The following is a 20,759-nucleotide window of genomic DNA, read 5'->3' as shown; positions in this document are numbered from 1 at the left end:
ATCCATTTTCGGGATCCGGAACTACTTTTTTTCAGTCCATTATACTAGGTAGACGACCACAATCGACAGACATTTGCCTTGTTTCCATCGAATATATCCGATCAATTTCGTTTCTATTTACCAAGAACGTCGATCGAAAAAGCTTGGCAAGCAATATCATAAAGATAATCTCGTCCTATGATCAAAACCATAGCTACGAACAAGATATACAAACAAGTTTTCTATATTTAGATAAGTTAAAGCCTTGGTATGAGGCAAACACATTTAATATGCTTTGCTACTTATTCAGCGAAGTTACAAATTTAAAAGACGAAATTGTGAAAACGTTTATTCATGTGTCATTGCTGTCATTACTAAAAAATTCGAGTAGTCAGGACCGGGGCTGGGGATGTATCGCCGACAATATGCTCCCAAAAAAAGAACAATTAAAGGAAAAGAACGTTTTCAGGAATTTACTTTCGAAAGTAAACCAAATCGCGGGCGACATTGAGCTATCTGTGAAGGACATTCGAAGACAGGCTCTTACAAGAGATGATATTAGCAAATTGGCTGCAAATTCTGATGTTAGGCATGCCGAAATTGATAAAAAATCAATTGATTGTATAATTACATCTCCACCATACCCCAACATGACTGACTATATAACCTCTCAACGCTTGAATTATTACTATCTAAATGCTGACCCTGATAAAGAAAAATTCAACGAGACTGGTGCAAGGTTCAAAAGAAATCGATTAGACTCAAACGAAAGATACAAAATCGAAATGATGTCTATCAATCATCACCTTTATGATTTAATGAAACCCAATGGGTATTTGTGCCTAATTCTTCCAGAATTTGGAATTGAAATTCAGCGTGACCAAAATCGAAAAAAAATAATTGCGGATATTATCGAAAATCTGGAAGATATTGGATTTGTAAAGAGAGACATTTTCGAACGAATATTACCTTCTATGCGTCGATCACATAACCAAAAATGGGCATCTCTGGAAAAAGAAAAAATTTATATTTATCAAAAAAGCAAATTATGAAATTTGAAGCGATATTTATAAGCGGAACTAGATGTGCAGGCAAGTCAACGTTAGTCGATCACTTGCTTAAATCCAGCGACGAATTTGCATTGGTAAAGGCAGCAACTACCCGCCCAAAAAGAGAAGAAGCGGACGACGTCAACTATAATATAGTCAGTGACAGCGAGTTTGAAGCAAAGGTTTTTTTTATCAAAACCAAATACGGCGATTACCAATATGGAATCGAAGAAACAGAGATTAAGGAAATTATGCAGGCTAATAAAGTTCCTATCCTCATAGTATCACCAGAATCGTTCAGCAAAATCAAACAGGAAGTTAATCAATTTTTTATCTCCTTTTTTCTAGATGCAGACGACGAGCAATTGGCAGCTAGGCTGAAATTGAACCGCGCTGCCGACGATGCACAATTGAAAGTGGAAGGAAAACAGCGAGCAATCGATCGATCACACAAGAAGAAATTTACTTATCGAATAAACAATTCATTTGATTCGTTTGAAACTGATTTATGTGAACTAGTGCTCAGGGCATGGTACACTAGGCACTCTGGCGGGTTGCTTCCGATGGGAATGATTAAATTGTTGATCAAGTTTGAAGTTTTGCTCAAAGATGCCTCAGAAAATAACATCTCAACAGCTTCATATGACTTGTCACTGGGGGACGAGTATTATTATACCGGAAAGATAGAAACATTAACAGACAAAAACCCATTTATACTTATTGAACCATATGACTATGCTATTGCTACAAGTAAGGAGTATGCAAAGCTTCCTAACAATGTATCCGGAAAATTTGATCTCAAAATTGGACTCTTTTGTCAGGGAGTAATTTTGTCAAATGGGCCCCAGGTGGACCCTGGTTTTGAAGGTAAACTTTTTTGTTTATTATTTAATACATCAAACTCACCAATCGCAATAAAAAGAGGTGAACATTATGCGACGATCGAATTTCATAAATTAAGCGAACAAGCCGAAGGCTATGATGGGAAATATCAATCTAAATCGAGTATTGTTGACTACCTACCATCGAATACATTACAGGGGGGTCTAAACGAACTAAAAAAGGAAGTTGAAAAACTTAAAAATGAGAGCGCTCGTTTGCAGGGTGTTATCCTAAGCATTTTCTCAATACTTCTAGCAATAATTGCACTATTTAGAGCACTAAATTAATCGTATGCACAACTTCTACTAGCAAATCACCCCTAGTACCACAAGGATTACATTCAGGCTAAGACTCAAGGAGCCGCGGGTTGACACCGCGCGGCTGCCCCAATTTTACGAGTCACTTCTCAATACCATTACACTTCACCTCCCCACCCCACTCGCCTTCTCAACCTCCCCCACAAACCCCTCCAAAACCCCACTAACCCTCAAAATCCCAGCTTCCGCCTCAGCCCAATTCTTCTGCTCAATCGCCTCCCTAATCATCGGTAGCGTCTTCACGCCATACCCGGTATAAAACCCCGGCGCATAGATCTGATGCCGGTACCAGGGCCGACGAGGCAAGCCGTCCGCATGGATCAGCTTTCTTTCAGATTTATATAGAATCTCATTCAACTCCTTCAATTTGTCGGCAGAAAGCGCCGAGAATTTCGAGGAAGCCGAAGCAAATGACCTTGCGCTTTGTTCCAATGCGACCAATGCATTATCCAGCGGCGCGAAATTGAGGTATGGCGCTACGGACTGGACCGCCGGTTTTACGAATGGTTCTTTCGGATCGGCTGAGGCTTCGAAGCGGCCTTCGGCTAGGGCTTTGTTGTGTTCTTCGGCTTTCGTGCGGGCGTTTTCAAGGTCCTTTTTTACTTCCGAGGCATATTGCTGAACGGTGTTCGAAAAATTACCGAAATCAAATGGCAGCACGTCCGCATTGGCGAAACGCAAAACGGAGCGGCCCATGGTTTTTGCCAGGGCGACGCCATAGGCAAAGTCGCCGTCCTTGAAACGGGTATAATGGTCGTACGAATCGAAAATGGAATGGTAATCGCCGCCCGCATCCTCGCCGCCGTAGCCGATGTTGAGCGAGGCGATGCCGAGGTGCTGGATAAACGGCGTATAGTCGGAACCGGAGCCTAATGCGCCAATGCGCAGGTCGGAGCGGGTGCGGGCCTCCTGCTTGGCCGTCGGGCTACCATTCAGGATCGTGCGCGAACGCAGGCGCTCGATCACGCTCGTGCCTTTTTCAGGATCGATCACGTCACGACCGATCTGGTTTACAAACTTTTCAAGCGTATGCGAGCCAGCCGCGCCCAGGTACCCGCGACCGTTGCCGTCGGAATTCAGATACACCACCGCTTTTTCTTTCAAAATAGACTGATATTTCTCCACCCATTCCGTCGAACCGAGCAAGCCCGGCTCCTCACCGTCCCACCAGCAATACACGATCGTGCGCTTCGGTTTCCAGCCTGTTTTGACCAGTTCACCCAATGCCCTCGCCTCTTCCAGCTCCGCCACTGCCCCGCTCACCGGGTCGGCTGCACCGAAAACCCAGGCATCATGATGGTTTCCGCGGATCACCCATTGATCGGGAAACTCGCTGCCTTTCAGCGTCGCGATCACATTGTAGCACGGCACGATATCGAAATTGAATTCCAGTTTCAAATGCACCTTCGCGGGACCGGGACCGATGTGGTAAGTGATCGGCAACGCGCCACGCCACGTCGCAGGGGCCATTTGGCCGCCCAATGCTTTGAGCAACGGCAATGCATCGCCATAAGAAATCGGCAGCACCGGAATTTTCATCATCGACGGCGCTTCCTCCACCGACAACCGCTTATGCTGCGCATCGGCCACAAAACCGTTCGTCAGCGGATCGCCCGGCGCCAGCGGCAAATCCACCACCGACCCACGCTGCACACCCGACTCATTTTTAAATGCCCCTTTGGGATATACGTCACCCTGGAAATAGCCATCCTCTTTCGGATCGGAATAGATGATGCAGCCGATCGCCCCGTGCTCATAGGCGACTTTCGGTTTGATACCCCGCCACGAACCGCCATATTTCGCAATCACGATCTTGCCCTTCACATCGACGCCCAGCTTCGCCAGTTCCTCATAATCATCCGGCACGCCATAATTCACAAAAACGAGCTCTGCCGTCACATCCCCATTGGCCGAAAACGCGTGGTAAGGCGGCAGCACATCCTTCGTCTGCGCTGAAGTAGCGTCTTCCTTCAATGGTTTTTCGGCCAGTGAAGCCTTGAATTTCGTCGGTGCCGTCAGTTCCAGAATACGGACTTTGGGCGTCGGAAAAAGCACATGCACCGTATCGAGTCGGGCATCGAAACCCCACGAAGTCAGCTTATCGCGCAGGAAGAGCGCATTATTAAGGCCATATGACGAACCTAACTGATGCGGGTAGGCCGTCATCCGTTTCATCCAGTCGCGGAGGTTATTGGCTTGCAGTTGCTTGTCGAATGTTGCTTCGAGGCCGAGTTCTTTCTTGGCAGCTTCGTCGCCGAAGCCCAGGAGCGACTGTTGCTGCGCCTGAGATGGTGCCACGGCCAGGGCCGAGAGAAGAAATGGAAGGAATGTCTTTTTGAAAAGGTGTCGCATGGGATGGAGTGAAAAGGTTTTTTGGTTTGGTTAAATATAATGAATGAGTGGTAAAGGTTGAAATGTGAGGCTTGGGCGAAGGTGAAATGTCAGTGTGGGCGCAAAAACGCTACTTATCGGTGTGATCGCAATCGAAATGCCAGCCTGAGGAACGCCAATTGTCAGCCTGAGCGGAGTCTAATTGTCAGCCTGAGCGCACCGGGCCGCCGGGCGGTCGAAGGCGGGCAGTACTGCAACATGGCACATGGGCATCACGCCTCCATGCTTCGACTGCGCTCAGCATGACATGAACGTAGTGCATGATGTTCCATGAACGTACTAAACGAACATGTCCGCCTGAGCGCAGTCGGATCGTCAGCCTGAGCGGAGTCTGATTGTCAGCCTGAGCGAAGTCGAAGGCGGGCGGTACCGTGACATGTCACGTGGGCATCCCGCCTCCATGCTTCGACCGCCCGGCGGCCCGGTGCGCTCAGCATGACATGAACGTCGTGCATGATGTTACATGAACGTACCAAACGAGCATGGCAGCCTGAGCGGAGTTGGATCGTCAGCCTGAGCGGAGTCTGATTGTCAGCCTGAGCGAAGTCGAAGGCGGGCTCTACCTTAACACCGATTGATAGACAATCACCGCCGATTGCCAATTCAGTCGCCGAGATTATGCATGCTCATATCTTGCCAATAATATCAATAATTCACTCCCATGAAAACATACTACGTCTACATACTCAGATGCGCGGATGACAGCTACTATACCGGTGTCACTAATGATATTGAACGTCGCCTCGCCGAGCACAACTCAGGCACCAACCTGGGGTCTTATACTTCCACAAGACGCCCGGTCGAAATGGTCTTTTGCCACGAATTCAATGATATCCGAGAAGCGATAGCATTTGAGAAGCAGGTAAAAGGTTGGAGCCGAAAAAAGAAGGAGGCTATCATCGTTGGTCGGTGGGATGACTTGAAGGCTCTTGCCGAATGTCAGAACGCCACTCATTACAAGCGAAACCGCAAATGAGCATTGTCTTGCCGGGCATTTTATTTAAATTACTTTCAAATGCCGTAAGAATGTCGCTATCAATGCCGTATCCGGCGGGTTAAATTTGACGAAAAACCAGTCCGTCATGAACAAACAAACTACATCCGACCAAATACGCACATTACGGAAAAGCAAAGGTCTTTCCCAGGAAGCGCTTGCTGAAATGGCAGGCATCAACCTGCGGACATTGCAACGCATTGAGGCAGGCGATGCCGTCCCGCGTGGGGAGACATTGAGACTGCTGGCCCAAGCCCTTGGAGTACCCGTGGAAACACTCTCACCTGCACCCGATCCCGCACCGATAGCCGCTTTCGAAGATCCGGGCATACTTAAACTGCTGAACCTTTCGGCATTGTCGTTCTGGTTCATACCGTTTGGAAACATACTGATCCCCTTCGCGCTTTGGATGTACAAACGAAACACGGTCGCCGGTGTGAGTGAATTGGGAAAACGCATCCTGAACTTCCAGATCACCTGGTCGCTGGCGGTCTACGGGATCACGTTCGTCGGCATGATGTCCGGCATTCTCAATGTCTTGATCAGCCCCATGGCCGTTTTGTGCGTCATTTTCGCCCTTTTGATCATCAACACCATTATCATCATCTCCACCCACTTTAAACTCAACCGCGGCGAAGAAGCTGTGTATGATCCCAGTTTCAAGATCATTTCCTGACCGTCCCGAAACATCAGAGACAGGAACTCAGAATGCCCTCAGCCTTCCTAAACTAACGTCCAGTATTCTTTCGGCGTTAAGATCCGTGTGGTTTTATACAGAGAGAAAGTGAAGTCATTAACATTTCCGGTAACAATGAAATCGGCCTGCGAAGTGTCCGCTAACTCCAATATTTTATTATCATCTCGATCAGAAATAAGATCGATTTTTGTCGTAGGAAAATACTTTACCGCTCTCCGATCGATATCTGCAAGAAGGACTTCCGCTCGAATAAAGAAGTCCGGAAATCTTGAAAATTTCGGTCGAGAAAGTACATCGTAGTATTCAGCTAGTAGTTCATCGGAGACACATAGCTCAATTTTCTGTTCGACAAATAGTTCTCGAACAATCAGATGGGGATAACTCCTTTGAATAAGTGCTGATACAAAAACATTTGTATCAATGATTACTTTTTGCATGTGTGCGTACAGCTTTCACCTCTGCGGTGATCTCGTCCATCGTCATATTCGACAGACCATATTTTTCAGCCAATTCAACCGATCTCTCTAGATTCTGACGAACCAAATCCTTGCTGACCAGATTGAAAAGCTCAGCAAATGTGAGATTTTCGTCCTTCAATCCTAACTTCTCAAACTCGTTTTCCGAAATCGAAACATTCAATGTCCTCATAACCTTACTGTTTACCCGAAGATAAGGAAATTTCAAGCAAAGTGGTTCACTACCTGTTTTAAAGGACTTGTCCCTCACAAATGCAACACCACCAACGCCACAATCGCCGGTAACGCCTGCACATAAAATATCTTTTTACTAGCCGTCGCTGCCCCGTAAAGCCCGGCGACAATCACGCAAGTCAGAAAGAAAATAGCAATATGAAACCGCCAATGATGATCCTCGATGAACAGCGACCAGATGAGGCCCGCGGCAAGAAAACCGTTATAAAGGCCCTGGTTGGCGGCGAGAACTTTGGTCGGCTTGAAAAGCTCCGGCGCGAGGGAGCCTCTGAAGGTCTCCTTGCCTTTCGTTTCCCAGGCAAACATTTCGATGTAAAGAATGTAAAGATGTTCCAGCGCGACGAGGGCGACGAGGATGGTACCGAGTGTTTGCATGGGTTCGGAGTTTGTTTACAAAGACGTCTTAGTATTATTTTATGTCAGTTGTAATAACATTTTCAACTTTAAATTTAAATCAGCGATTTCATCAATGGACAGCCTGCCGAGTAAGCCCTTTGCCAAACTCCGATCAAGGGTCGCCATTTTGCTGGTCCTGATTAGTGAGCTCACTTTTAAACCATTGAGTTGGTTTGGAAGAAGTATCACATCTGCTGGTTCCCGACGATCGACTTGACTAGTAATAAAACAAACCGTGATGTCCATCTCGTTATTGATGAGTATCACGGCTGGTCGCAGCTTGCTGCCTTTCAGGTTGGTGAATGGAAAAGGGATGAGTACAATATCTCCTTTAACCATTATACACTTCTTTCAAATCTCCCACCGAATAAATTTCCTCTTCCCCTTTCAGAAAATCAAACGCCTCGCTGTTTTCAACCAACCTTTGGATGCATTCGGTAAGTTGCTGCTCCTCATGACGCTTGCGGACAAACTCAGCGAAGTCTGAAATTTCCTCTGCCTTATCAACTGGAAGTTGATTAATGGCCTCCAAAGTTCTTTCGATGATCGCTTGCTTGGTCATGGTTTTACAAGTTATTTACCCAAATATAGCAATTTCCCTTATCTTACCGACCTCAATCTCCGTTCACTTCTATTCACTAATTAATCATGAAAAACTACGTCTTAACCTGCTTGCTATTGCTCCTATACACCCTCGTACACGCTCAAACACCTGACAAAAGTTTCACCGCCGATGATCTGATCATCCAAAAAGTATCCGACCATGTCTATAATCACATTACCTATCTGAAAACCCAGAGTTTCGGCAAAGTCGCATGCAATGGCATGATCGTGTTCGACGGGAATGAGGCAGTGATTTTTGATACGCCGGTGGACGATGCAACGTCGGAAAAGGTGATCCGATGGGTGGAGGATAGCCTCCATTGCAAAGTGAAAGCGGTTGTTGCGACCCACTTTCACGAGGATTGCGTCGGGGGGTTGAAGGCGTTTCACGATCACGGAATAGCTTCCTATGCGACCAACAAGACCATTGCATTCGACAAAGAGCATAAATTTCCCGTCCCTCAAAAAGGTTTCGATAACAAGCTGGATTTGAAAGTGGGCAACAAGGCTGTCGTAGCGGCATTCTACGGTGAAGGTCATACGCGTGACAACGTTATTGGCTATTTCCCGAGTGAAAAAGTAATGTTCGGCGGCTGCCTGATTAAAGAGCTCAATGCGACCAAGGGCAACCTGGCTGACGCGAACGAAGAAGCCTGGCCCGCGACGGTGACGAAAATCAAAGCGCAATATACCGACGTGAAGTTCGTGATACCGGGACACGGTAAGATTGGCGACGCAGCATTGCTGGATTACACGGTTAAGCTTTTTAGTGACGGGAAGTAATTTCTAGACCATAGACGATCGACCATGGACGACGGTTCTTGCCCATTTCCAGATCGATCGCCCATTTTGCTTAGCACATTATTAAACAATGGTCTATGGTCGGCGGTCCATGGTCAAAAAACTGGTACCATCCTGCACCAATACTACTTCACTCCCTTTCCTGTCGCTGCCCAATAGATACCGCCATAGAGGTGATCTAGGAACGATTGGTCGGAATATACCAAGCCGATGTGGCCCAGGCCGGTGTAGAACGCGCGGCCGCCGTCGAAGTTATGATACCAGGCGATCGGGTGGTCGCCCATGCCGGTGCCCTGGTTGGTTTTAGGATCGTAAGTCTTTTCGTCGAGTGTAATGAGCACTTTGAGGTCGTCGACGTTGAGCGGCTTTTTGTATTCGTACCATTCGTCGGTCCAAAGCAGGCGTTTCGGGAAGCGTTCGAGGCCCGGGAAGTTGCTGTCCTTTACGTCGAGAAAGGCCGTTTGCTGCGCCGGGTGGGTTTTGAAGTAGGCGCCTGCCAGCTTGCCATACCATGGCCAGTCGTATTCGGTATCCGCTGCTGCGTGAATGCCTACCCAGCCTTTTCCACTTTTGATATACTTTTCGAGCGCCGCCTGCTGCGTGTCGTTGAGGATATCGCCGGTCGTATTCAGGAAAATCACCACCGAGTAGTTCGCCAGACTTTTGTCATTGAAAACGTCGGCATTCTCCTGCCAATCGACCGAGAAGTTGTGTCGCGATGCCAGGTTCCTGATTCCAGCCACACCTTCGTGGATAGAAACGTGGTGAAAACCAGCGGTTTTGGTAAAAAGTAAAGCCTTGAACTGCTGCGCATGCGCCGCCACCGCACTCCCGATCACAAGAGAAAGGGCCAGTAATTTTTTGAGCATGATGTTTTGGATTCGATGAATTGAATTTGATATAACTAGTATTAAAACAAAAGTGCGGAAAAATTTACTGGTTAGGCAGCTGGAACATTAGGGACACCTTACCTCCCCACCTTCAACCGCGTTTGCGCGCCGCCCGAAACGTCTTTCAATTCCACTTTCAAACCACCATCCTTTACGACACTCCGGTCGATGACGAGGGTGATGGGCTGAATGCCCTGGCCTAAATCGGCTGTGATTGTGCCGTTGACGACTTTCAGTGGTTTGTTACCGCTGAACGCCGTAATGCCACTCGTTTCGTTTAACGCGAAAGTAACGTTGCCTTTGGTTAATGCTTCGATGTCGAAACGGACGATGCTGAATGGTTTACCTGCGCTGTTTTGCATTTCGACCAACTCGTCTATCGGCAAATCTCCGGATACCTTGCTGTAAACCGGGGAAGCGGTGATTTTAGCGCCTTTGCCTGCGATGGTGGCTGCTTCCGTCGAGAATTTACTGGCAAGGTCCTTGCTAAGTGTGATATTCTCCCATCTGCGTACATAGCGCGTGTTTGAGACCCGGAAATCGCCCGGTTCGCCGAGTTTGGTCAGAAATGCGACGAGGTTTACGAACTGGTCGCGGTCGAGGCTAGCGGTGAGGCCCGGAGGCATGAGCGAGCCGGGCACTTTTTCCATCACCTGCGCCTGGCTTTTGGCAATGGATACTTCCTTGCCGGTCACATCGCGGATCACGATCTCGTTCGCACCGTCGGAGGCGAGGTAGCCCAGGAGTTCGGAGCCATCTTTTTTCACGACGCGTTTGAGGTCGTAACCTTCTTTGATGGATGCGCTTGGATACAGGATCGAGCGGATAATGGTTTCGGCCGGCGAACTGGTTCCAAGGCTGCTCAAATCCGGCCCGATCAGCCCACCCGCGCCGCCAATGGCGTGGCAGGTGGTGCAACTCGATTCTGCCTTGCGGAAAATAAGCTCTCCCTTGGCAGCGTCGCCTTTTTCACGGGCAACTTTGGCCAGTTCTTCAATCGTTTTATCGTCCAGGTCTTGTGGCATTTTCGCCGCTGGTAATGCGCCGCCGGACGCTTCCAGGGCCTTTTTCAATGCAGCAATCTCGTCTATGCTCTGGCGTGTCCAGCCGGCGCGTTGCTGCACGAGTTGGCGGCCGCGTTTGGCGACGGCTTCGGGTATTTTCTTTGCCGCAATGGCCTCTGCCAATGCCGCTGACCCTGAGTTGGAGGGGATAAATGCGAGGAACAACTCCGACATATCCGTGTCCGCTGGCAATGTTCGCATGAGCTCGGCACTGGTGCGCGCTCCTGCTTTCTCGTCCAGTCCCGCCAGTTGCGCTGCGGCAATAATGCGTACTTCCGGCGTATTTTTCGGACCGGTCAGGTCGGTGACGAGTTGCAATGCTTTTGGTTTATCGATCGCTCCCAATGCGCCGAGTGCTGCTTTTTTGGTAGCCGGATTTCCCGTCTGGATCAAGCCGGTCAGCTTGTCATTCAATGATCCGATTTTCCAAAGACCGATCAGGCGAATGGCACTCAGGCTTACCGCTTCTTCCTCATTACCGATCAATGAAGCGATCCGCTCCGGGTTTTTATTCGGAATAACTTTGCGCTGGCTACCCGCTTCCTCCAATGCGGCCAGTTGAGCGGCTGCATTTTTGTTATTGGGTTGAACAGCCAGATCGAGCAGCATATTCAGGTCCGCGGGCTGTCCGAGGCGTGCGATGGAAGCCAGGACATCTTTTTGATAGTCGTCCGGCACCTGCCCTTTTTGGTACAAAGCTGCCAATAACGCCGCAGCGTCGGCACTCGTGGCCGATTTCAATGCATAGGCTGTTTTCTTGGCGTCACCGAGGAGATTGGGGTCGGATTTCAGTTTCGCTACCCACACCGGTTCCAGTTCACGGACGGTTTGCCACAATGCAAAATCCAAAAACTCGTCCATTTGCCCATCCAAAACGGTCAATGCGGCTTTGGCGGCCTGCGGGGTTTTCGTTTTACGCAACGCGATCACCGCTTCTAGTCGTACTTGCGGATGTTCGTCGCCCACTGCTTTGGCCAGCAATGCAGGCGTATTAGAAACCTTGGGATACCAGAGGGCCAGCGCGCGCAATGCAGCCGCACGCACATTGTGGCTCTTCGCATTCAGCAAATTGAGCAATACCGGCTCATTAATGGTTTCCAATGTTTGGTATAACCACAATGCTTCCAACAAGTTATGCTCATATTTCGCATCGTTTTTATCCAAAGCAGCTACCCATTTTTCCAATGCAGGCAACACCTCTTTGGCGCCGTGTGCTTTTAACACCTGCTTCGCTTGCAGGCGGGTCCAGTCTTCGGGAAGTTTAAGCGATTCAAGCAACTCATTCACATTTGCTTTGGCGAGCTGCGGTTTTTTCACGAGCGGGCGGTTCTTGGCCACGATCCGCCAAATGCGACCATGCTGCTGATCACGGCGTGGATCGTGAAAATCGACCTCACCATGCTGGATAATGGGGTTATACCAATCCGCAACGTAAATAGCGCCATCCGGTCCTACATTGATATCCACCGGGCGAAAAGCCACATTGTCGGACCACATTAAATCGTCGGTTTGCTTCGAAACGTAGCCGCTCCCCTGCTCTTCCAGTTTGAAACTATTGATCCGGTTGGCGCGGAAGTCGTTGGTGATCATCCGGCCTTGCCACGCTTCCGGCAAATGCGAACCGGAAACAACATCCAGACCGCTGTGCTTAGGCTGCCCGGGATTCAAACCTCGCAAAAGACGGGCAGCGCCGGGAGCCGTTACGAATGTAGCACCCGGGAATGCGTAGTTAATACCCTCACCTCCTGCACCATCCGTAAGAAATGACTGCCCCCAGCGGTCAAATTGCAATCCCCATGGGTTGACCAGCCCGCGTGCGTACACGTCCATGTCGAGATTGCGCGTATTGAGCTGCCACACGCCACCGCCTTCGAGGCGTTTGATGCCGAAGGGTGTTTCCACATGGCTGTAAATGTAGATCGACTGGTTAAAATACATCCGTCCCTCGGGTCCCCAGCGGAAAGTGTGGATCAAATGGTGGGTATCGCCCGTTCCGAAGCCATTCAGGATACGGCGCTTTTTGTCGGCCTTGCCATCGCCATCGGTATCGGCAAAATGCAGGATTTCCGTCGAGTTGGCCACGTACACGCCGCCGTCACCCGGGAGGATACCGGTTGGCTGGATCAAGCCTTCGGCAAAAATGGCCGATTTATCGGCTTTGCCATCGCCGTCCGTGTCTTCGAGGACGAAGATTTTGTCGTTAGCCGATTCACCCGTTTTCAGATGCGGGTAAACCGTACTGCTCACCACCCAGAGGCGACCTTCACTATCCCAGTTCATCTGGATAGGCTTCGCCACCATGGGATCGGCAGCAAACAAGGTAACCTCAAAACCCTCGGCGACTTTGAAAGATTTCAGTTCTTTTTCAACATCTGGGTCGAGGTTGAATGGATGCTGCGCCGGCTCGGTCGAGGAGGTTAGCAGCACCAGCGGAAGGAGCAATGCTCCGTAAAGTAGTTTTTTCATATTTGGGTTTTCGGCGGTTAGCCGTATGCTTTCTGCTAAATACGCAATCTCCATCACTCCAACTTTCGCAACTCGTACACCACTTCCTTCGGCTCGCTGTTAATGATGATTTGTCCTTCGAGCCATTTGATCAGGATGTTTTGTTCTTCCAGGCCTTGCACGTGGCGGCCTTGCTCGTATCTGCGGAAACCGACGATGTAGGTCTGGTTCAATGGGCGGTACTGGAAGAAATGCAGCTCGTTTTTACGGATGATCATTTCCCGGATGCGCGCCGATTGTTCAAATTGAGGCCCTTGCTTGATCTCCACACCTTTCTCCCACTCTTTCGCCGAGGCGGTCACCACCTGGCTGTTGGCAGCCGTAAGAGTATAATAGCCTTTTTTCAAACCGATGATCCGCACCACGTTGGCATTGTTGCCTATCCAGCTGCTGGCTTGCGGGAACGGCAATGGCAGGTGTTTGTCGGCGGCTACGAAACGCACAATATCGCCCTTACTGCCCGGGAGAATTCTGACATTGGAAGAATACGGAGTCGGGTTACTGATGGTGATCGTCGATGTCTCACGGTCGGTGGGTAATCCCAATGCTTTTTGCAGCACATCCGCCAGGTAATAGTAGCCTGTTTCGTTCAAATGGACGGTATTTTCAATGATATCGGCCTTTTTGCTCATATCGAGCACCGGATTGTAGATATCGATAAACTGCTTACTGCGCTGTGAAGCCACCTCCGAGATCGCTTTGGAATACAATTGAAGATCCTCATTGCGGCTCCCGATACGCTGGGACGTGTCGGAAGAAACGACCGGCAACGTCGATAGCAGCAAAGTTTTCGCGCCCAAAGATTCGAATTTATCAATCAATTTATTCAAACCTTCCTTGAAATGTGCGACACCCTCCTGGCCTTCCTGTGCCTCCACGCTTCCGTATGCAAGAAAAACGATCGTCGGCGCGGCTTTGGTGATGTCTTCCATCAAATGCTCGTAGGGCGTCGGCGGATTGGTGTAGGTGCTTCGTGCTTCTCCCCACACATTATCGCCGGTCCAGCCGAGGTTACGGAAGGTCACGCCTTTTTCAGCAAAACGCGTCGTGAGTGCCAGTTCGAGGTAGCCATATTGGAACTCGTTTTCAAAAATGGAATTCCCGAGGAAAACAACCCGATCGCCGTCTTTCAGCGAGAATGCCGCATTGCTGTTCGGGCTTTTGTTCTGCGCAAAGGTAGGTCGGCAGACGAGGGTTAAAAACAACAGAAAAACACAAACCGGTGACACCGGCAGTCTGAAACTTCTCATTTACTTTGGGTTAAGTGTTTAGCAGCGTATTCAATATATAGAAAGAACGGAAGTTGACGAACTTAACCGCCGGTTCGACAAAAATCCGTCCTTTAAACCTCTTCTGCTACTGGTAATGGGGGCTTCGGGGCCGGAATGACAGCTATGGTAAAGATTGTGGCCAATATCAGCGCAACCGCCATGAATGTATAGGAAGCATTGAAGTTTCCGGTTTCACTATTCAAATAACCGACCAGGTAAGATCCCGCAAATGAGCCCAATGCGCCCAAACTATTGATAAGACCAATCGCCCCGCCGATCACATTTTTAGGCAAAATTTCAGCGATAGCGGCGAAAAACGGCCCGTACGGCGTGTATAAGGCACCCCCTGCAATAACCAGCAGCCCATAGGAGAGCCAGAACCGATCCGGTCCGAGCCACACCCCCGCGTACAGGCATATCGCAGCTACCAGCAGAAACGGCCAGATGAACACCTTCCGGTTGCCGGTTTTATCCGAAAAATAAGACGCCGCAAGCATCCCGATAACCGCGAAAAGATAGGGTACTGCCGACAGCCAGCCCGTCGTCACCATATTCATGTTCGGCGCGGCTTTGATGATCGACGGCAGCCACATTACGAAGCCATAAACGCCTACGCTCCACAACAGATATTGCAGGCAAAGCAGGATCACTTTTTTTGATTTGAATGCCTCCGCATAGTTTTTGACCGGTTTGATACCCGCCTGTTCCGCTTTCAGTTTCTCTTCGACGGCCATTTTCTCCTCCTCCGTAAGCCACTTCGCATTCATCGGCCGCTCGTCGATCAGCCTCCACCAGATAAACGCCCACACAATACCCGGCGCGCCCTGAATGATAAACATCCACCGCCAACCGACGGAATCGATGAGGTAACCCGAAAGCACCGACATCCAAAGCACGGTGACCGGGTTGCCTAATATGAGGAATGTATTGGCCCGCGACCGCTCTTCCTTCGTGAACCATTGGCTCAGTAATATCAGCATGGCGGGCATTACGGCGCTTTCCACGACGCCGAGCATAAATCGTATGACAATCAGCGCATTAGTATCGTTTACCATTCCTGTTGAGGCGGCGAGTGCACCCCACAGGATCAGCGAAATGAATATCAGCTTCTTGGCGGTGCGCGTGGCTGCATAATGCGCGCCGGGGATCTGAAAAAAGAAGTAGCCCAGGAAAAACAGCGAGCTCAGCAGCGTGGATGTGTTGGGTGTAATGTGCAGGTCGTCGGCCATGCCGCCTGCTACGGCGAAACCAAAATTGGCCCTATCGAGGTAAGCGAGGCTGTACGTGATAAAAACAACGGGGATAATCCGGTACCAGCGTACCTGTGCGAGCTGCGGCTTCATGCGGGGTTCAGGAATTGGTTTTGCATTAAAAGCGTATTTCCACGTCTGTTCTACCAATTGTGATCGCAAATCACATTCATTCTTGTTACATGCCTGACGGCATTTTGCCGGAAAGCTTGACGCGGTTTGCGACCGATATTACATGCCTAACGACATTTCGCGATCACGCGACCAACCCCACTTTTTCACTAATTGCTTATCTCGAAAAAAGCCTGTAACCCAAAATCACCGACAACTTGCTATAATCCAAATCAATGCGCGCGCGGTATGCATGTAGGCTCCGGTTTAAATAGTAACGCGCTTCAACACTAAATGGCCCGTGCGCAAAGCCGGCCCCGCCCGCAAAATTCGATCCGGCAATGACGCGGTAATCGGTATTCACGTTCTCTTTATCCATCGCGTACTCTTTCAACGTCCAGGCATAGAGGGCGTTTATGAAGATTTTTGTTTTGTCTGAAAGATAAAAATGGTGCCGTATACCCACTGGCAGTTCGATGGTCCAGAAATTAACGTCCAGCTTGATGCCCGGTATCCAAAGCGGGAGCTTGTAATACTGAAAGGCAGGCTCAGCCAGAACCGACCATTTGTTTTTGTGCAACGGGGCGAAGTATTCGCCTTCTACACCGATGCGGAACGACGCCACGTTTCCCGAGCGTTTTCCATCGTCGGTAAAGGTAAAGTTGAAGGTCGATAACAAGGTCAAATCTGCGCCCGGTGTAATTTTAATGTTGAAGGCATCTCTTCGTGCGTGACTTGCCGCGGCTTTTTTCTGCGGATTTTTGCAGGCATTATAACGTTCGAAAAACCGGGTAAGGTCACTTTCCCGGTAATTAGTGCGCTCTATTTGCAGTTGCGTGATACCTGAGCAGGAAAGATCGTTCAGCAATTGCTGGCGGAAAGCGAAGTTCGTGGCCATTTCGCCATTTCCATCAATATAGCGTTTGTAAATAAGTGGAATGTAAGTCGAATCCGTTTTTTGATAGTAAAACTGGTTCGTTTCACTCCGTTTGTATTGTAAAAGTTTCACCTCCCCATCCACCAATATCTTCAAAAAAACCAGTTCCTCATTCCATTCAGGATTGCGCCGCGTCGAGAGCCGGTTTAAATTGGTCGAACTGTGGTCCACGTTCGCAAGCGCCCGCACGTAGGTGTAGCCATTCTCTATCCCGAAGGCCCGCGTGTCCCGGATTGTACCTTCGAGCACTTCGTCGCTGCCGGGCAGTTGGTATCGGAAGGATGTCGGGTTATTGTCCCAATCTACATTCCGGATGGCACAAACTGTCTTGAGGTTGTCATTACTAATAAAATAACCCTTCTCGAAGCGGATCTGCGCCTTTGCGCAAAATGACAGGAAAACGAAATAAATGATAGGCGAGAGTTTGTTGCGGGGCATATAGCGTTTAACAGGTCAACTTTGGTTACAATAAAACACAAAAAATTAACATAACCAGCCTGACAAGTCAGATCCCTTGGAACGTTGCATTCCTGTTTACATTATTTTAAAGACCACTCCTATTCACATATCCTGGAACCGGCGGTAAAGGATTCCCGCTTCGCCCAGCGCTTCTTTGCAAATGGCCAGCACTTTGCCGACGCGCTCTACGACCGCCTCAACGCCGGCGACTTCATTTTCCAACATATCCAAATGCTTGTCCAACAACGCATTCAATCCCATAATCGAAATAGTGGTTTTAATGCCATGCGCGATGCGGCGGATTTCAACAGTATCGTGCCTTTCAGCTGCGGATGACAAAGCTTCGAGCTCGCGCGGCATGAGGTGGAGAAACTGCTCGGTTACCAGCTTCTCGTACATTACATCGCCATCGCTTATTTCCCGCATATAATCCAGGTCGATTACCTTGAATCCCTCGGCAGTATGGCCATTGGCGGGGCGGCGGCCGTTGGTAACCGGTTTTGCAAACTCCCTGAATACCCTGTCGAGCTCGCTCTCTCTGACGGGCTTGGCAATATGATCGTTCATACCTACACCAATACATTTTTCCTTTTCTCCTTCCATGGCGTGCGCCGTCATGGCTACGATTGGTACGTCCAGTTTCAGTTCTTCGCGGATCACGCGCGTGGCCTGGTAACCGTCCATTCCAGGCATTTGAATATCCATAAAAACCAGGTCGAAACGTTCGCTTCTGAGGATTTCGACGGCCTCTTCCCCATTTCCTGCAATGAGGCTTTCGATGCCGCGTTCTTCCATGAGGCGGGTCATAAGGCCCTGGTTGATCGGGTGGTCTTCGGCGATGAGCACCTTCCATCCCGGATGCCGGTGATGGGACGCTTCCGTGCCCATAACCTTGACAGGCAATTCACCGGCGGGTGTGATCCGGTAGGGGATTGTCACTTTCACGGATGTACCCTTGCCAGGCTCGCTGATTATCCCGATATCCCCTTCCTGCAATTGCACGAGGTCGCGCACAATCGAAAGCCCCAGGCCCGTTCCGCCATATTGCCGGGTGGTCGAGTCCTGCGCCTGCCTGAAACGTTCAAAAATGGTTTCGAGCTTTGCGGCCTCAATGCCTATCCCTGTATCGATGATCCCGAACGAAATCCTGACCTGGCCGCCATGCACCTGGCCAGCCTCGATAAGAAGCCTGACTTCGCCCTTTTCGGTGAATTTAAATGCATTACTGATGAGGTTAACCAGTATTTGGGTCAACCTCGTGGGGTCGCCGGTGATCATTTCGGGAAGAGCAGGATCGAAAGTCACGATCAGCGGCACATGCTTTTCCTCCGACCGGTGATGGAACATCGTTGCCACAGAATGCACCAACGCTTCGGGATCGAACGGCACGCGCTCGATCCGCATCATGCCGGATTCTATTTTAGAAAGGTCCAGGATGTCGTTCACAATCGCCAGCAGCGTTTCACCCGATTGCTGTACCGTATTGATATGCAGGCGCGTATCGTCGTCCAGCTTTTTCTTTTGGAGTAAATTGGTGTAGCCTAAAATTGCATTGAGTGGCGTCCGGATCTCATGGCTCATATTGGCCAGAAAGTTTTCCTTCACCAATACCGCCTCCTTTAACTTTTTTTCACTCGTATTGAGCTGACCGATCAGTTCCGCCTGCTTTTTCATGCGGCTTACAATGATGGCGAAAACAGCTACCAGGAGAATGAAGACCAACACATTCACATAGAGATTCCAGCGCAAAACCCGCTGCCCGCTTTGGTCGACGACATCCATTTTCCGGGCGAGCACGGCGCGACTAGTGCTATCGGCCTGATGAGAAAGCCCGCTGCTCATCCGGTATTCGTCGAGCAGATTTTCGTTTGCGCTGATGAGATCTTCTAAATTGCGCCGCGTCATGTACTGCACCGTCACCAACGCCAGCACAGCAGCGACGAACCCGATGGTAATGTATATGACGAGCGTGCGGACTCTCATGCTTGTTTTTCATTCTGTTATTACAAAACATTCAACCGCCGGTTCAGCGCCGCGCGGTAAGTATCTGCCACGGGCACCATTTTCCGGTTGATAATGAGCGTGCCGCCTTCAATGGTATCGATCTTACCGACCTGAATAATAAATGACCGGTGCACGCGCAGGAATTTCGGCTCCGATAACTTCGCTTCAACGTCCTTCAAGGACGAATGCACGGAATAAAACTTTTCTAACGTGTAAAGCTTGACATAGTCGCCCATGGCTTCGGCATACAAAATGTCGTCTATTTTCAAACGCCGGACGATATTAGAATCACGGATAAACAGAAAATTATTGTCTTCCATTTTTACTTCCTGCCTTTTGCTCCTGAAAATTTCCTTTGCCTTTTCAACCGCCTGTAAAAACCGCACCGGCGTGACCGGCTTGGTGATGTAATCGGCCACATTGAGCTCGAATGCTTCGGCCGCATATTCTTTTTTGGAGGTGGTAAATATAATTACCGGATTTCTGCTACCGAGACTCCGCACGAGCTCGATGCCCGTCATACCCTCCATTTCGATGTCGAGAAGCAAAAGATCTACCGGCTCGTCCATGATTTTGCGGTAGGCGTCCATCGCATTATCGCATTCACCTGCCAGTACCAGCTCCTTATCCTGCTTCACGAGTTGCTTTAAGGTGGTGCGGGCAATGATGTTGTCGTCGATAACCAGGCAATTCATATTTAACGATCCGGTTAGGTTGGAGGAATCCTAAAACCAAGGTAAGGAAAAGAAATTAAAAGACACTTTCACCGATTTCACCGACACCTTTTGCCCTTCTGCCTACTTGCTGTTTCCCACCTGGGCGGCACCTGGTAGTTTTGAATCATTCAAACGGATCAATCACCATTAAAACATAGCATCACATGAAAACTTTCATCACTTCCGCTATTATCGCCGCATTGGCCATTACAGGAGCACAGGCGCAGACCCTCGCCAAAGAGATCAGAAAAGAAAACAAAACCGAAAAACGCGCCGAAGCCCGCAACGGCGTAAGCGCCCGTTCCAAAGACAGTTTCTACGCCGATTTCGGCCAGGTCAACGACGCGCAATGGTCCAGAGGCCCGCAGTTCGATGAGGTTACCTTCACCAAAGACGGCCAGAAACAGACCGCTTTTTATGATGACCATTTTATGCTCGTAGGCACAACCTTCAACAAAAAATTTGCCGACATCCCTGCAAAAGCACAAAAGGAAATTGAAAAACAATTCAAAAACTATGCTATCGGGGCGGTGATAGAGTATAATGACAACGAAAACAACAACACCAACATGTTGCTGTACGGCACTCAATTCGAAGACGCCGACCATTACTTCGTGACCGTTACCAAAGGCAAAGAAGCTGACGTGCTGATGGTGAAAACAGACGGTCAAGTATCGTTTTTCAGTACCCTCCGCAAGTAGTATGTTACGAAGCTCCTGCTTCGTAACAACTA

At 49.3% G+C, this 20,759-nt stretch carries 19 protein-coding genes; 6 read left to right on the top strand and 13 right to left on the bottom strand.

What is annotated here, in order from left to right:
* The first annotated feature begins 269 nt into the window (after nucleotides 1-269).
* Together LZD49_RS28370 and LZD49_RS28365 are read left to right on the top strand one after the other, a co-directional pair.
* Nucleotides 270-1,031, top strand: a complete 762-nt coding sequence (locus tag LZD49_RS28370) for a hypothetical protein (protein WP_234671251.1) — start codon at nucleotides 270-272, stop codon at nucleotides 1,029-1,031.
* On the top strand, nucleotides 1,028-2,197 hold the full coding sequence (locus tag LZD49_RS28365; RefSeq protein ID WP_234671250.1) for a dCTP deaminase domain-containing protein: 1,170 nt from the start codon (nucleotides 1,028-1,030) through the stop codon (nucleotides 2,195-2,197). The genes LZD49_RS28370 and LZD49_RS28365 overlap by 4 nt, the downstream gene beginning before the upstream one ends.
* A 135-nt stretch (nucleotides 2,198-2,332) precedes the next feature.
* Here LZD49_RS28365 and LZD49_RS28360 read toward each other — a convergent pair whose 3' ends face one another.
* The gene (locus LZD49_RS28360) at nucleotides 2,333-4,579 is read right to left on the bottom strand and encodes a M28 family metallopeptidase (protein WP_234671249.1); all 2,247 of its coding nucleotides are present in this window, start codon (nucleotides 4,577-4,579) and stop codon (nucleotides 2,333-2,335) included.
* A 700-nt stretch (nucleotides 4,580-5,279) separates the two neighbouring features.
* On the opposite strand from LZD49_RS28360, the gene LZD49_RS28355 reads away from it, so the two are divergent.
* Nucleotides 5,280-5,594: a GIY-YIG nuclease family protein gene (locus LZD49_RS28355; protein ID WP_234671247.1), complete on the top strand. Its 315-nt coding sequence runs from the start codon at nucleotides 5,280-5,282 to the stop codon at nucleotides 5,592-5,594.
* 106 nt (nucleotides 5,595-5,700) lie between these two features.
* Nucleotides 5,701-6,288 carry a helix-turn-helix domain-containing protein gene (locus tag LZD49_RS28350; protein ID WP_234671244.1) on the top strand — a complete coding sequence of 196 codons (588 nt, stop codon included), beginning with the start codon at nucleotides 5,701-5,703 and terminating at the stop codon, nucleotides 6,286-6,288.
* A gap of 47 nt (nucleotides 6,289-6,335) precedes the next feature.
* Here the strand turns inward: LZD49_RS28350 and LZD49_RS28345 are convergent, their stop codons facing one another.
* From LZD49_RS28345 to LZD49_RS28325, 5 genes are all read right to left on the bottom strand, one after another.
* Complete coding sequence (locus LZD49_RS28345; protein WP_234671242.1) at nucleotides 6,336-6,746, bottom strand: putative toxin-antitoxin system toxin component, PIN family; 411 nt, start codon at nucleotides 6,744-6,746, stop codon at nucleotides 6,336-6,338.
* Nucleotides 6,727-6,957, bottom strand: coding sequence for a hypothetical protein (locus LZD49_RS28340; RefSeq protein ID WP_234671240.1), 231 nt, complete (start codon nucleotides 6,955-6,957; stop codon nucleotides 6,727-6,729). Before LZD49_RS28340 ends, LZD49_RS28345 begins: the two co-directional genes overlap by 20 nt.
* 74 nt (nucleotides 6,958-7,031) lie before the next feature.
* Nucleotides 7,032-7,394 (bottom strand): DUF1304 domain-containing protein, encoded by a 363-nt coding sequence (locus tag LZD49_RS28335; RefSeq protein WP_234671238.1) that lies wholly within the window; start codon nucleotides 7,392-7,394, stop codon nucleotides 7,032-7,034.
* 39 nt (nucleotides 7,395-7,433) lie between these two features.
* Nucleotides 7,434-7,754, bottom strand: coding sequence for a type II toxin-antitoxin system PemK/MazF family toxin (locus tag LZD49_RS28330; RefSeq protein WP_234671236.1), 321 nt, complete (start codon nucleotides 7,752-7,754; stop codon nucleotides 7,434-7,436).
* Nucleotides 7,747-7,977, bottom strand: coding sequence for a hypothetical protein (locus LZD49_RS28325; RefSeq protein WP_234671234.1), 231 nt, complete (start codon nucleotides 7,975-7,977; stop codon nucleotides 7,747-7,749). The genes LZD49_RS28330 and LZD49_RS28325 overlap by 8 nt, the downstream gene beginning before the upstream one ends.
* Before the next feature lie 86 nt (nucleotides 7,978-8,063).
* Between LZD49_RS28325 and bla the strand changes: the two genes are divergently transcribed.
* Nucleotides 8,064-8,801, top strand: coding sequence for a subclass B1 metallo-beta-lactamase (bla, locus tag LZD49_RS28320; protein WP_234671232.1), 738 nt, complete (start codon nucleotides 8,064-8,066; stop codon nucleotides 8,799-8,801).
* 143 nt (nucleotides 8,802-8,944) lie between these two features.
* Here bla and LZD49_RS28315 read toward each other — a convergent pair whose 3' ends face one another.
* The 7 genes from LZD49_RS28315 to LZD49_RS28285 form a co-directional block, all read right to left on the bottom strand.
* Nucleotides 8,945-9,688 carry a ThuA domain-containing protein gene (locus LZD49_RS28315; RefSeq protein WP_234671230.1) on the bottom strand — a complete coding sequence of 248 codons (744 nt, stop codon included), beginning with the start codon at nucleotides 9,686-9,688 and terminating at the stop codon, nucleotides 8,945-8,947.
* Nucleotides 9,689-9,786: 98 nt separating this feature from the next.
* Nucleotides 9,787-13,239, bottom strand: coding sequence for a PVC-type heme-binding CxxCH protein (locus LZD49_RS28310; protein WP_234671229.1), 3,453 nt, complete (start codon nucleotides 13,237-13,239; stop codon nucleotides 9,787-9,789).
* A gap of 53 nt (nucleotides 13,240-13,292) precedes the next feature.
* Nucleotides 13,293-14,528: a GDSL-type esterase/lipase family protein gene (locus LZD49_RS28305; protein ID WP_234671227.1), complete on the bottom strand. Its 1,236-nt coding sequence runs from the start codon at nucleotides 14,526-14,528 to the stop codon at nucleotides 13,293-13,295.
* Between the two features lie 92 nt (nucleotides 14,529-14,620).
* The gene (locus LZD49_RS28300) at nucleotides 14,621-15,892 is read right to left on the bottom strand and encodes an MFS transporter (protein WP_234671226.1); all 1,272 of its coding nucleotides are present in this window, start codon (nucleotides 15,890-15,892) and stop codon (nucleotides 14,621-14,623) included.
* Nucleotides 15,893-16,088: 196 nt separating this feature from the next.
* Complete coding sequence (locus tag LZD49_RS28295; protein WP_234671224.1) at nucleotides 16,089-17,285, bottom strand: hypothetical protein; 1,197 nt, start codon at nucleotides 17,283-17,285, stop codon at nucleotides 16,089-16,091.
* A 123-nt stretch (nucleotides 17,286-17,408) separates the two neighbouring features.
* Nucleotides 17,409-19,289, bottom strand: a complete 1,881-nt coding sequence (locus tag LZD49_RS28290; protein ID WP_234671223.1) for a hybrid sensor histidine kinase/response regulator — start codon at nucleotides 19,287-19,289, stop codon at nucleotides 17,409-17,411.
* 20 nt (nucleotides 19,290-19,309) lie between these two features.
* Nucleotides 19,310-20,005, bottom strand: coding sequence for a LytTR family DNA-binding domain-containing protein (locus tag LZD49_RS28285; protein WP_234671222.1), 696 nt, complete (start codon nucleotides 20,003-20,005; stop codon nucleotides 19,310-19,312).
* A gap of 185 nt (nucleotides 20,006-20,190) precedes the next feature.
* Here LZD49_RS28285 and LZD49_RS28280 point away from each other — a divergent pair, with 185 nt between their 5' ends.
* Nucleotides 20,191-20,727, top strand: coding sequence for a hypothetical protein (locus LZD49_RS28280; protein WP_234671221.1), 537 nt, complete (start codon nucleotides 20,191-20,193; stop codon nucleotides 20,725-20,727).
* Nucleotides 20,728-20,759: the final 32 nt, after the last annotated feature.

Origin of the sequence: Dyadobacter sp. CY261, assembly GCF_021440085.1 — a bacterium.
Lineage (GTDB): Bacteria > Bacteroidota > Bacteroidia > Cytophagales > Spirosomataceae > Dyadobacter.
This window is presented reverse-complemented; position numbering and strand designations above follow the sequence as displayed.

Coding starts and splice junctions, on each gene's coding strand:
- LZD49_RS28370 (WP_234671251.1), top strand. CDS start 270: ATGCTTTGCTACTTATTCAGCGAAGTTACAAATTTAAAAGACGAAATT.
- LZD49_RS28300 (WP_234671226.1), bottom strand. CDS start 15,892: ATGAAGCCGCAGCTCGCACAGGTACGCTGGTACCGGATTATCCCCGTT.
- LZD49_RS28330 (WP_234671236.1), bottom strand. CDS start 7,754: ATGGTTAAAGGAGATATTGTACTCATCCCTTTTCCATTCACCAACCTG.
- LZD49_RS28310 (WP_234671229.1), bottom strand. CDS start 13,239: ATGAAAAAACTACTTTACGGAGCATTGCTCCTTCCGCTGGTGCTGCTA.
- bla (WP_234671232.1), top strand. CDS start 8,064: ATGAAAAACTACGTCTTAACCTGCTTGCTATTGCTCCTATACACCCTC.
- LZD49_RS28280 (WP_234671221.1), top strand. CDS start 20,191: ATGAAAACTTTCATCACTTCCGCTATTATCGCCGCATTGGCCATTACA.
- LZD49_RS28350 (WP_234671244.1), top strand. CDS start 5,701: ATGAACAAACAAACTACATCCGACCAAATACGCACATTACGGAAAAGC.
- LZD49_RS28290 (WP_234671223.1), bottom strand. CDS start 19,289: ATGAGAGTCCGCACGCTCGTCATATACATTACCATCGGGTTCGTCGCT.
- LZD49_RS28325 (WP_234671234.1), bottom strand. CDS start 7,977: ATGACCAAGCAAGCGATCATCGAAAGAACTTTGGAGGCCATTAATCAA.
- LZD49_RS28305 (WP_234671227.1), bottom strand. CDS start 14,528: ATGAGAAGTTTCAGACTGCCGGTGTCACCGGTTTGTGTTTTTCTGTTG.
- LZD49_RS28335 (WP_234671238.1), bottom strand. CDS start 7,394: ATGCAAACACTCGGTACCATCCTCGTCGCCCTCGTCGCGCTGGAACAT.
- LZD49_RS28285 (WP_234671222.1), bottom strand. CDS start 20,005: ATGAATTGCCTGGTTATCGACGACAACATCATTGCCCGCACCACCTTA.
- LZD49_RS28360 (WP_234671249.1), bottom strand. CDS start 4,579: ATGCGACACCTTTTCAAAAAGACATTCCTTCCATTTCTTCTCTCGGCC.
- LZD49_RS28315 (WP_234671230.1), bottom strand. CDS start 9,688: ATGCTCAAAAAATTACTGGCCCTTTCTCTTGTGATCGGGAGTGCGGTG.
- LZD49_RS28340 (WP_234671240.1), bottom strand. CDS start 6,957: ATGAGGACATTGAATGTTTCGATTTCGGAAAACGAGTTTGAGAAGTTA.
- LZD49_RS28365 (WP_234671250.1), top strand. CDS start 1,028: ATGAAATTTGAAGCGATATTTATAAGCGGAACTAGATGTGCAGGCAAG.
- LZD49_RS28345 (WP_234671242.1), bottom strand. CDS start 6,746: ATGCAAAAAGTAATCATTGATACAAATGTTTTTGTATCAGCACTTATT.
- LZD49_RS28295 (WP_234671224.1), bottom strand. CDS start 17,285: ATGCCCCGCAACAAACTCTCGCCTATCATTTATTTCGTTTTCCTGTCA.
- LZD49_RS28355 (WP_234671247.1), top strand. CDS start 5,280: ATGAAAACATACTACGTCTACATACTCAGATGCGCGGATGACAGCTAC.